The following is an 11,342-nucleotide window of genomic DNA, read 5'->3' on the forward strand; positions in this document are numbered from 1 at the left end:
ACACACGCCGCCGGGTCAGCAGAGAAAAGCGAAATTAAAGCTTGACTCTGAGGCGGGAAAGCGTAATATGCACACCCCGCGCCGCTGAGAAAAGCGAAGCGGCACTGCTCTTTAACAATTTATCAGACAATCTGTGTGGGCACTCAAAGTGACATGGATTCTTAACGTCGCAAGACGAAAAATGAATACCAAGTCTCTGAGTGAACATACGTAATTCATTACGAAGTTTAATTCACGAGCATCAAACTTAAATTGAAGAGTTTGATCATGGCTCAGATTGAACGCTGGCGGCAGGCCTAACACATGCAAGTCGAGCGGTAGCACAGAGAGCTTGCTCTCGGGTGACGAGCGGCGGACGGGTGAGTAATGTCTGGGAAACTGCCTGATGGAGGGGGATAACTACTGGAAACGGTAGCTAATACCGCATAACGTCGCAAGACCAAAGAGGGGGACCTTCGGGCCTCTTGCCATCAGATGTGCCCAGATGGGATTAGCTAGTAGGTGGGGTAACGGCTCACCTAGGCGACGATCCCTAGCTGGTCTGAGAGGATGACCAGCCACACTGGAACTGAGACACGGTCCAGACTCCTACGGGAGGCAGCAGTGGGGAATATTGCACAATGGGCGCAAGCCTGATGCAGCCATGCCGCGTGTATGAAGAAGGCCTTCGGGTTGTAAAGTACTTTCAGCGGGGAGGAAGGCGATAAGGTTAATAACCTTGTCGATTGACGTTACCCGCAGAAGAAGCACCGGCTAACTCCGTGCCAGCAGCCGCGGTAATACGGAGGGTGCAAGCGTTAATCGGAATTACTGGGCGTAAAGCGCACGCAGGCGGTCTGTCAAGTCGGATGTGAAATCCCCGGGCTCAACCTGGGAACTGCATTCGAAACTGGCAGGCTAGAGTCTTGTAGAGGGGGGTAGAATTCCAGGTGTAGCGGTGAAATGCGTAGAGATCTGGAGGAATACCGGTGGCGAAGGCGGCCCCCTGGACAAAGACTGACGCTCAGGTGCGAAAGCGTGGGGAGCAAACAGGATTAGATACCCTGGTAGTCCACGCCGTAAACGATGTCGACTTGGAGGTTGTGCCCTTGAGGCGTGGCTTCCGGAGCTAACGCGTTAAGTCGACCGCCTGGGGAGTACGGCCGCAAGGTTAAAACTCAAATGAATTGACGGGGGCCCGCACAAGCGGTGGAGCATGTGGTTTAATTCGATGCAACGCGAAGAACCTTACCTACTCTTGACATCCAGAGAACTTAGCAGAGATGCTTTGGTGCCTTCGGGAACTCTGAGACAGGTGCTGCATGGCTGTCGTCAGCTCGTGTTGTGAAATGTTGGGTTAAGTCCCGCAACGAGCGCAACCCTTATCCTTTGTTGCCAGCGGTTAGGCCGGGAACTCAAAGGAGACTGCCAGTGATAAACTGGAGGAAGGTGGGGATGACGTCAAGTCATCATGGCCCTTACGAGTAGGGCTACACACGTGCTACAATGGCGCATACAAAGAGAAGCGACCTCGCGAGAGCAAGCGGACCTCATAAAGTGCGTCGTAGTCCGGATTGGAGTCTGCAACTCGACTCCATGAAGTCGGAATCGCTAGTAATCGTAGATCAGAATGCTACGGTGAATACGTTCCCGGGCCTTGTACACACCGCCCGTCACACCATGGGAGTGGGTTGCAAAAGAAGTAGGTAGCTTAACCTTCGGGAGGGCGCTTACCACTTTGTGATTCATGACTGGGGTGAAGTCGTAACAAGGTAACCGTAGGGGAACCTGCGGTTGGATCACCTCCTTACCTTAAAGAACCTGCCTTTGTAGTGCTCACACAGATTGTCTGATGAAATACAGCAGTAAAAATCTCTGCAGGCTTGTAGCTCAGGTGGTTAGAGCGCACCCCTGATAAGGGTGAGGTCGGTGGTTCAAGTCCACTCAGGCCTACCAAATTCCTGCTGATGCTGCGTTGCGGCGACACTCGCATACAGATGTATGCTTCGTGTCACCACGCCTTGCCTCAACAGGAATTACGGTTCATGAGATTAACTACGATGGGGCTATAGCTCAGCTGGGAGAGCGCCTGCCTTGCACGCAGGAGGTCTGCGGTTCGATCCCGCATAGCTCCACCATCCTTTTACTGCGAAAACAAGAAAACTTCAGAGTGAACCTGAAAAGGTGCACTGCGAAGTTTTGCTCTTTAAAAATCTGGATCAAGCTGAAAATTGAAACGACACACAGTTAATGTGTGTTCGAGTCTCTCAAATTTTCGCAAGTCGATGGTGAATCGAAAGAAACATCTTCGGGTTGTGAGGTTAAGCGACTAAGCGTACACGGTGGATGCCCTGGCAGTCAGAGGCGATGAAGGACGTGCTAATCTGCGAAAAGCGACGGCGAGGTGATATGAACCTTTGACCCGTCGATGTCCGAATGGGGAAACCCAGTGCAATTCGTTGCACTATCGTTAACTGAATACATAGGTTAACGAGGCGAACCGGGGGAACTGAAACATCTAAGTACCCCGAGGAAAAGAAATCAACCGAGATTCCCCCAGTAGCGGCGAGCGAACGGGGAGCAGCCCGGAGTCTGAATCAGCTTGTGTGTTAGTGGAACGGTCTGGAAAGTCCGACGGTACAGGGTGATAGTCCCGTACACGAAAGCACACTTGCTGTGAACTCGAAGAGTAGGGCGGGACACGTGGTATCCTGTCTGAATATGGGGGGACCATCCTCCAAGGCTAAATACTCCTGACTGACCGATAGTGAACCAGTACCGTGAGGGAAAGGCGAAAAGAACCCCGGCGAGGGGAGTGAAAAAGAACCTGAAACCGTGTACGTACAAGCAGTGGGAGCCTCTTTATGGGGTGACTGCGTACCTTTTGTATAATGGGTCAGCGACTTATATTCTGTAGCAAGGTTAACCGTATAGGGGAGCCGAAGGGAAACCGAGTCTTAACTGGGCGTTAAGTTGCAGGGTATAGACCCGAAACCCGGTGATCTAGCCATGGGCAGGTTGAAGGTTGGGTAACACTAACTGGAGGACCGAACCGACTAATGTTGAAAAATTAGCGGATGACCTGTGGCTGGGGGTGAAAGGCCAATCAAACCGGGAGATAGCTGGTTCTCCCCGAAAGCTATTTAGGTAGCGCCTCGTGAACTCATCTTCGGGGGTAGAGCACTGTTTCGGCTAGGGGGCCATCCCGGCTTACCAACCCGATGCAAACTACGAATACCGAAGAATGTTATCACGGGAGACACACGGCGGGTGCTAACGTCCGTCGTGAAGAGGGAAACAACCCAGACCGCCAGCTAAGGTCCCAAAGTCATGGTTAAGTGGGAAACGATGTGGGAAGGCACAGACAGCCAGGATGTTGGCTTAGAAGCAGCCATCATTTAAAGAAAGCGTAATAGCTCACTGGTCGAGTCGGCCTGCGCGGAAGATGTAACGGGGCTAAACCATGCACCGAAGCTGCGGCAGCGACGCTTATGCGTTGTTGGGTAGGGGAGCGTTCTGTAAGCCGTTGAAGGTGTGCCGTGAGGCATGCTGGAGGTATCAGAAGTGCGAATGCTGACATAAGTAACGATAAAGCGGGTGAAAAGCCCGCTCGCCGGAAGACCAAGGGTTCCTGTCCAACGTTAATCGGGGCAGGGTGAGTCGACCCCTAAGGCGAGGCCGAAAGGCGTAGTCGATGGGAAACAGGTTAATATTCCTGTACTTGGTGTTACTGCGAAGGGGGGACGGAGAAGGCTATGTTAGCCGGGCGACGGTTGTCCCGGTTTAAGCATGTAGGCGGAGGTTCCAGGTAAATCCGGTACCTTTTAACGCTGAGGTGTGATGACGAGGCACTACGGTGCTGAAGTAACAAATGCCCTGCTTCCAGGAAAAGCCTCTAAGCATCAGGTAACACGAAATCGTACCCCAAACCGACACAGGTGGTCAGGTAGAGAATACCAAGGCGCTTGAGAGAACTCGGGTGAAGGAACTAGGCAAAATGGTGCCGTAACTTCGGGAGAAGGCACGCTGATATGTAGGTGAAGCCCCTGCGGGTGGAGCTGAAATCAGTCGAAGATACCAGCTGGCTGCAACTGTTTATTAAAAACACAGCACTGTGCAAACACGAAAGTGGACGTATACGGTGTGACGCCTGCCCGGTGCCGGAAGGTTAATTGATGGGGTTAGCGGCAACGCGAAGCTCTTGATCGAAGCCCCGGTAAACGGCGGCCGTAACTATAACGGTCCTAAGGTAGCGAAATTCCTTGTCGGGTAAGTTCCGACCTGCACGAATGGCGTAATGATGGCCAGGCTGTCTCCACCCGAGACTCAGTGAAATTGAACTCGCTGTGAAGATGCAGTGTACCCGCGGCAAGACGGAAAGACCCCGTGAACCTTTACTATAGCTTGACACTGAACACTGGTCCTTGATGTGTAGGATAGGTGGGAGGCTTTGAAGCGTGGACGCCAGTCTGCGTGGAGCCATCCTTGAAATACCACCCTTTAATGGCTGGTGTTCTAACGTGGACCCGTTACCCGGGTTGCGGACAGTGTCTGGTGGGTAGTTTGACTGGGGCGGTCTCCTCCCAAAGAGTAACGGAGGAGCACGAAGGTTAGCTAATCCTGGTCGGACATCAGGAGGTTAGTGCAATGGCATAAGCTAGCTTGACTGCGAGAGTGACGGCTCGAGCAGGTGCGAAAGCAGGTCATAGTGATCCGGTGGTTCTGAATGGAAGGGCCATCGCTCAACGGATAAAAGGTACTCCGGGGATAACAGGCTGATACCGCCCAAGAGTTCATATCGACGGCGGTGTTTGGCACCTCGATGTCGGCTCATCACATCCTGGGGCTGAAGTAGGTCCCAAGGGTATGGCTGTTCGCCATTTAAAGTGGTACGCGAGCTGGGTTTAGAACGTCGTGAGACAGTTCGGTCCCTATCTGCCGTGGGCGCTGGAGAATTGAGGGGGGCTGCTCCTAGTACGAGAGGACCGGAGTGGACGCATCACTGGTGTTCGGGTTGTCATGCCAATGGCACTGCCCGGTAGCTAAATGCGGAAGAGATAAGTGCTGAAAGCATCTAAGCACGAAACTTGCCCCGAGATGAGTTCTCCCTGAGACTTTAAGTCTCCTGAAGGAACGTTGAAGACGACGACGTTGATAGGTCGGGTGTGTAAGCGCAGCGATGCGTTGAGCTAACCGATACTAATGAACCGTGAGGCTTAACCTTACAACGCCGAAGCTGTTTCGGCGAAGAGACAGACAATCAAATTTCAGCTTTGATACAGATTAACAGAATTTGCCTGGCGGCTTTAGCGCGGTGGTCCCACCTGACCCCATGCCGAACTCAGAAGTGAAACGCCGTAGCGCCGATGGTAGTGTGGGGTCTCCCCATGTGAGAGTAGGGAACTGCCAGGCATCAAACAAGTGAAGAGGCCATCCGGAAGGATGGCCTTTTTGCGTTTTTGTACCCCAAAACCTCTCCACAAACTAATCCCCCAATTTCCTGCATATACGGTAAACTATCACCGTTTTTGCATCAGGATAGCGTCTATGAACCACTCCCTTAAGCCCTGGAATACCTTTGGCATTCAACGCAATGCTAATCAAATTGTACGTGCCGAGTGTGCTCAGCAACTGCTGGAAGCATGGCAAAACGCAGCAGAAAACGGTGAACCCGTACTTATTCTGGGCGAAGGAAGTAATGTCCTGTTTCTCGATGATTTTGCGGGAACGGTTATCGTCAACCGCATCATGGGAATTGATGTTAAAGAGTGCGCCGACAGCTGGCATCTGCACGTCGGGGCCGGCGAAAACTGGCACCATCTGGTGCAATACACCCTTGAACAAGGCATGCCGGGTCTCGAAAACCTTGCGCTCATCCCCGGTTGTGCCGGATCGTCACCGATTCAAAATATTGGTGCGTACGGTATCGAGCTAAAACACGTCTGCGAATATGTCGACTGCCTTGAGCTGGCGACCGGAAACGCCCTGCGTTTGACCGCAGAGCAGTGCCGTTTTGGCTATCGGGACAGTATTTTCAAGCATGAATACCAGGATCGCTACGTGATTGTGGCCGTAGGTCTTCGTCTGGCGAAAGCGTGGACGCCCGTTCTGACCTACGGTGATTTAACCCGTCTCGATCCTGCGACCGTCACCGCCCGGGAAGTCTTTGATTCAGTCTGCCATATGCGGATGACAAAACTGCCTGACCCGAAAGTGAACGGTAATGCGGGCAGTTTCTTCAAAAACCCGGTTATCAGCGGCGAAACGGCGAAAGCTTTCCTGGCGGGCTGGCCAACGGCACCCCATTATCCACAGGCGGATGGCAGCGTGAAGCTGGCTGCTGGCTGGCTTATCGATCAATGTGAACTAAAAGGCACGTCGGTGGGCGGTGCTGCCGTTCATCGTCAGCAGGCGCTGGTACTGATCAATCAAAGCAATGCGACCAGTGAAGACGTGGTCAAGCTTGCACATCATGTTCGCCAGCGTGTGGGCGAGAAATTCAACGTCTGGCTCGAGCCCGAAGTGCGCTTTATTGGTCGCACGGGCGAAGTCAGTGCCGTGGAGACAATTGCGTGAAGGATAATACCGTTCCCTTAACCCTGATCGGCATTCTGGCTGACGGAGAGTTTCACTCTGGCGAGCAGCTGGGCGAGCAGTTGGGCATGAGCCGCGCCGGTATTAATAAACATATCCAGACGCTCCGCGACTGGGGGGTCGATGTGTTCACCGTGCCCGGCAAAGGCTACAGCCTGCCGGAGCCTATCCAGCTCCTCAATGAAGAGGCGATCCGTAGCCAGATTGGTCAGGGAAAGGTGGCCGTCCTGCCGGTAATCGATTCTACCAACCAGTACCTGCTGGATCGCCTGGCCGATCTCGACTCGGGTGATGCCTGCGTGGCGGAATATCAGCAGGCCGGGCGGGGCCGCCGTGGGCGCAAATGGTTCTCTCCTTTTGGTGCCAACCTCTACCTGTCAATGTACTGGCGTCTTGAGCAAGGGCCTGCCGCCGCTGTCGGCCTGAGCCTGGTGATTGGGATTGTGATGGCCGAAGTGCTTCACGAGCTGGGTGCCGATAAAGTGCGGGTTAAATGGCCGAACGATCTCTATCTCGACGATCGTAAACTGGCGGGTATCCTGGTTGAATTAACCGGTAAAACCGGCGATGCCGCGCAGATTGTGATTGGCGCTGGCCTGAATATGGTCATGCGTAATGTGCAGAGTGATGTAGTGAATCAGGCCTGGACCAACCTGCAGGAAGCGGGGATCACCATCGATCGTAATACCCTCGCCGTACGCATGATAAAAGAGCTGCGCAGCTCCCTGACGCTCTTTGAGCAGGAAGGGTTAACGCCGTTCCTGTCGCGTTGGGAAAAGCTGGATAACTTTATCAACCGTCCGGTCAAACTGCTGATTGGTGAACGCGAAATCGTCGGGATTTCCCGGGGTATCAATGCACAGGGCGCGCTGCTCCTCGAACAAGACGGCGCGATCAAGCCCTGGGTGGGCGGTGAAATCTCGCTGCGAAGCGCAGAATAAAAAAAGGGAGCCGGTTGGCTCCCTTTTTAGTTTTACGTCGTTATTGCGGATAAGGGACCCAGTCCCCGCCGTTGAGACGAACATACGGTTTTTTCTGGTACTGGATCACCACCGCGTTGGCGTTCTCCGATACCTCAGCCGTCTGCGGCAGATTGCTGGTAAGCTGATCCCAGTTCACGCTATCTTCCACAAACAGCTTGCCGTCGACCGCGCGGGCAACGATTTCTGAGATCGCCAGGTAGCTGCTTGGCTGGGTGATCTCAACCGGTGCGCCCTGGTGCGGTGCCTTCATGCCGATGAACTTAATCCCGGCAGGCACGTTGGTGATGGACGGGCTTGGGATATCGCGCAGGCCGGACACCTGCATTCTGTCGCCCTTCAGCGCACCGCCGTGTTCTGGCACCACAACCACCATCACCTTACGGCCTGATTTTTCCAGCTCGGTTAAGAACGCGTCCAGCTCGTCAAAGAGCTTTTGCGCACGCACTTTATAATCCGCCGTTTTGCTCACGCCAGGGAAGTGGTTCCCGTCATGCAGCGGCAGGGTGTTATAGAACGTGGCGCTGCGTGGGTTTGTGTCTTTATCGATGGTCTGTAGCCAGCGCTGCAGCACGGCGGCGTCGTCGTATACCGGCGAACCGTCAAAGCCCAGCAGTTGCACCGGCAGGCCGGTTTGATCCATCAGCGGGGCCTGCATTCCCCCTTGCTCACGAATCTCTTTCAGGAAGTTACCAAACTGACCGTTATGGCCGAGCATCAGGTGCTGCGTGAAGCCCAGCTTAGCCAGATTATCAAACAGGTAACACTGGTTGCCCGCTGGCAGGTAAAGATTTTTGTGCGATGGCTGACCGCAACTCGCACGCAGCAGACGAATGGCTGCCGGGCCGCTGTACGACGTGGCAGAGTTAAAATCTTTAAACTGGATGTCAAAGTGTGACCACAGCGGGTGCGACATCAACCCGGCGGCATCCACGTCGGCCCAGGACAGGGAACAGATGTTGATCACCAGCAGTTCAAACGGCTGAGCATCGGCAGGCAGCGCGTCCGGGAATTTGGTCTGACGCTTGTCTTCAGCCGTATAGAAACTTGAAAGCCAGTTATTCAGGTTCGCCGAGGTCGGCGGTGCCGTTTGCGCAGGGATATCACCTACTACCGGCGTGTCGCCCGCTGTCGCCACGGTAGCCGCCGCAGAGCCGCCAGTGGTGGTAACCGTGGTGGTTGGCTGACCGGCTGGCCACAGGGAGAAGCTCGGGCCTGTCAGCGTCAGCACGTTAAGCCAGACCATAATCGCGACCACAAACACCGTGACGCGGATCCATTGTGACAGGAACAGCCAGGCGACCAGCAGCACGAACACTGCCCCAATCATCTCCCAGTTAATGAAACGCTCGGTCAGATCGAGAATATAGTCGGAACTAAAGCCCGCAACCTGCGAGCCCTGGCTCATGATGCTTTCCAGGCCAGGCAGCCAGGTGTCATGCCAGAACAGACCAAACCCTATCGGAATAGCGATCCAGTGGCGTATACGGTGCAGCCTGACGTTCGGAATGGGCATCAGCAGGAATGCCATAAACACCAGGTTCAGCAGAGGGTGGAAATTAAGATAGCCTGCCCACAGCAGACCAAATTTCACCAGAAAGTAAAAGTTCCAGCCGGAAAGGCCGCGCCAGTATTGCCAGAGCGGCGATGGCGCCGACGTGGTATAGGTAGAATTAGTCATGTTTTCGGGTTGCCTTGACGTTCGGAGCTCGTGTCAGTGTTCCGGCGGGTTTAACGTAGCGAGGTTTTACAAACAGTATTCTGGCCGTATCGCGCATCCGACGCAGCGAATGACGCGCATAGTAGCCAAGCGGGAAAAATATCAGCGCACAGAGTATGACCAGCTGAAGGATATCGCTGATGCTCATTTTGATCCCTCCGTCTGCTCAGACAACAGACGCAGGGGTTCGGGAACCCGACGCCAGGTATGTCCGTCATGCTGCGCATTGAGGATCGGTTTGACACTCTTCGTCATCGGGAGCGGTTTTGACCATTGTTCCGGTTTCAGGGTACGCATCTGCACCAGTTCTGCGTTGATAAGATTATCTTCGAACCAAATCATGCGGTTAGAGAAAATATCCCCGGTTGGTAGCGGGAAGATGTGGTTAAGGGCCGTATCGAGATCGTTCACCCGACAGAAGGATAAAAACAGCACCAGGCGGTTATCCCCAATCGTCATGATGTCCCCCGTGCGGTTGGGCCGGCACAGGGTCAGCGCCTGTTCAACACGAATACCCGGCACCGGGCGCAGCGCGACCATCACGCCTTTACCATCTGCCGGAAGCAGCGTATTGCTCATCATATTGCTGACCGCATCGCAGAAGGTATCCCACTTTTGATAGCCACGCAGTTTCATCGGCTGGGTCATGGAAAGCAGGGTGCTGATATCTTCCGGAACGTGGCGGTTAAACTGCTGGCCCTGAATGCTTTCGATAAGCGTCAGGCAGCGTGAGAGCGGCGCATTCCAGGGCACGACCATATTGGCACCGCAGCCCAGAAGCAGCCGCTCATCGGTGGCGCGCAGGCTGGTATTGTTCTCACGTACGACGATTTTCAGTGCGCTTCCGCGCTGGCGACGCAACGTGTGTATGTGTCTCGCCAGCGTTTCAATCTGGTTATTCTGCATTAATGAAAAAACAATGGTCGCTGCCTGCGTCGTGCGGGCTTCATTAAAGACCGCTTCATTTGTATCGTAGAGGGACCAGTTTTCCGAGAGCGCAGGCGCACCTTCTAATACCGCAACATGGCTGAGAATGCGTTTTTCATCGCTGCGCGGCTGCACCACCGCCGTTTCTTGTCGGGAGAGATGCCACTGACCGTCGATCTGTTTCAGGGTAAGTTGTTGGCGGGCGCTCACCCCTTTTTCGTTGCACCAGAACGCAATATCGTAAAGATAACTGTCGGTCTGGTCACGGATACTTGCGAGGCCGAAAAGGGAACGATATTGCGCCATTAAAAATGAAAAAAGCTTGTCGTTATTACTGCCGGGGTTAATGACCAATACTGAACAGTTTCGATTTTTCGCCCATTTGTTGATTTTTTCTATCCACTGCACAATTTTTTGTGGGGATATATTTTGCAGCACGTTATTTGCGCATTTAAGTATCAGTAAATAGTGATCCGGATCAATGGAGCACTGAATATCACGGGGCAGGAAGTTCAGGCTTTCGGTTTCGGATGACATCGTAAATAGCCTTACCGTCTGTGGGCCATTATTTTCATCGAGCCTGATAACCTGTTTAGGATCGTCGCCCATGGTGATAACGGCAACGCGGGAATCCCCGCCCTGTGCGGCTACGGTCTGGTTTACCAGGCTTATGGCGTCCTCATTGCGCTCCGTATTAATCCACCAGACTCCACCGACTGGCATGTGGCTCAATTCGTCCCATAATGACTGGATGCCAATAGAAAATATGGAGTCCACGGTGTCCCTCTATCATCGAATTTATCTGTATCTCAGTTTACTAGCGAAAGCGTAGAAATAAACCTAACATTGAAATTAAAGAACATCAGATTTAGCATGTAAATGAAAATTCGCAGGTAGGACGCTTCGCTTCATCTGATCCCGCGACTTTAATCAACGTGATGGAATAAAAATGCATAATAACGAACCCGGAACGCCGGTCGACAGTAGCCTGGGTTACACATTCCAAAATGATTTTCTGGCGCTCTCGCAGGCTTTTTCTTTGCCTGAAATTGATTACACCGATATTTCCCAGCGGGAACAACTGGCAGCGGCGATTAAACGCTGGCCGTTGCTGGCTGAGTTTGCCCAACAACAATAAGGGA

6 protein-coding genes, 2 tRNA genes and 3 rRNA genes are annotated in these 11,342 nt (G+C 53.5%); 8 read left to right on the forward strand and 3 right to left on the reverse strand.

Annotated elements, in window-relative coordinates; translation table 11 throughout:
* Nucleotides 1-249 precede the first annotated feature (249 nt).
* The 7 genes from I6L58_RS13850 (at nucleotide 250) to birA (ending at nucleotide 7,514) form a co-directional block, all read left to right on the forward strand.
* A 16S ribosomal RNA gene (locus I6L58_RS13850) occupies nucleotides 250-1,789 on the forward strand.
* Between the two features lie 69 nt (nucleotides 1,790-1,858).
* Nucleotides 1,859-1,935: transfer RNA gene (locus I6L58_RS13855), tRNA-Ile, on the forward strand.
* A 106-nt stretch (nucleotides 1,936-2,041) separates the two neighbouring features.
* Nucleotides 2,042-2,117, forward strand: a tRNA-Ala gene (locus tag I6L58_RS13860).
* 181 nt (nucleotides 2,118-2,298) lie between these two features.
* Nucleotides 2,299-5,203, forward strand: a 23S ribosomal RNA gene (locus I6L58_RS13865).
* Between the two features lie 72 nt (nucleotides 5,204-5,275).
* Nucleotides 5,276-5,391 (forward strand): 5S ribosomal RNA (gene rrf / locus I6L58_RS13870).
* The 16S, 23S and 5S rRNA genes sit together here with 2 tRNA genes alongside, the layout of an rRNA operon.
* 135 nt (nucleotides 5,392-5,526) lie before the next feature.
* Nucleotides 5,527-6,555 (forward strand): UDP-N-acetylmuramate dehydrogenase, encoded by a 1,029-nt coding sequence (gene murB / locus I6L58_RS13875; protein ID WP_088209274.1) that lies wholly within the window; start codon nucleotides 5,527-5,529, stop codon nucleotides 6,553-6,555.
* Nucleotides 6,552-7,514 carry a bifunctional biotin--[acetyl-CoA-carboxylase] ligase/biotin operon repressor BirA gene (gene birA, locus I6L58_RS13880; RefSeq protein WP_088209273.1) on the forward strand — a complete coding sequence of 321 codons (963 nt, stop codon included), beginning with the start codon at nucleotides 6,552-6,554 and terminating at the stop codon, nucleotides 7,512-7,514. Before murB ends, birA begins: the two co-directional genes overlap by 4 nt.
* A 40-nt stretch (nucleotides 7,515-7,554) precedes the next feature.
* On the opposite strand, the gene bcsG is transcribed toward birA, so the two are convergent.
* Genes bcsG through bcsE form a run of 3 tightly spaced genes read right to left on the reverse strand, consistent with a single transcriptional unit; the run spans nucleotide 7,555 to nucleotide 10,977 of the window.
* On the reverse strand, nucleotides 7,555-9,234 hold the full coding sequence (gene bcsG / locus I6L58_RS13885) for a cellulose biosynthesis protein BcsG (protein ID WP_088209272.1): 1,680 nt from the start codon (nucleotides 9,232-9,234) through the stop codon (nucleotides 7,555-7,557).
* Nucleotides 9,227-9,421, reverse strand: coding sequence for a cellulose biosynthesis protein BcsF (gene bcsF, locus I6L58_RS13890; RefSeq protein WP_006178032.1), 195 nt, complete (start codon nucleotides 9,419-9,421; stop codon nucleotides 9,227-9,229). The genes bcsG and bcsF overlap by 8 nt, the downstream gene beginning before the upstream one ends.
* Nucleotides 9,418-10,977, reverse strand: a complete 1,560-nt coding sequence (gene bcsE, locus I6L58_RS13895) for a cellulose biosynthesis c-di-GMP-binding protein BcsE (protein WP_088209271.1) — start codon at nucleotides 10,975-10,977, stop codon at nucleotides 9,418-9,420. The genes bcsF and bcsE overlap by 4 nt, the downstream gene beginning before the upstream one ends.
* A 172-nt stretch (nucleotides 10,978-11,149) precedes the next feature.
* Here bcsE and bcsR point away from each other — a divergent pair, with 172 nt between their 5' ends.
* Nucleotides 11,150-11,338 (forward strand): cellulose biosynthesis protein BcsR, encoded by a 189-nt coding sequence (gene bcsR, locus I6L58_RS13900; protein ID WP_006178030.1) that lies wholly within the window; start codon nucleotides 11,150-11,152, stop codon nucleotides 11,336-11,338.
* Nucleotides 11,339-11,342 lie beyond the last annotated feature (4 nt).

It is taken from the genome of Enterobacter cancerogenus (assembly GCF_019047785.1).
GTDB classification, from domain to species: Bacteria; Pseudomonadota; Gammaproteobacteria; order Enterobacterales; family Enterobacteriaceae; genus Enterobacter; species Enterobacter cancerogenus.

What these genes read in the sequence shown, in the direction of transcription:
- bcsF (WP_006178032.1), bottom strand. Translation starts at nt 9,421, where the DNA reads ATGAGCATCAGCGATATCCTTCAGCTGGTCATACTCTGTGCGCTGATA.
- bcsG (WP_088209272.1), bottom strand. Translation starts at nt 9,234, where the DNA reads ATGACTAATTCTACCTATACCACGTCGGCGCCATCGCCGCTCTGGCAA.
- bcsR (WP_006178030.1), top strand. Translation starts at nt 11,150, where the DNA reads ATGCATAATAACGAACCCGGAACGCCGGTCGACAGTAGCCTGGGTTAC.
- murB (WP_088209274.1), top strand. Translation starts at nt 5,527, where the DNA reads ATGAACCACTCCCTTAAGCCCTGGAATACCTTTGGCATTCAACGCAAT.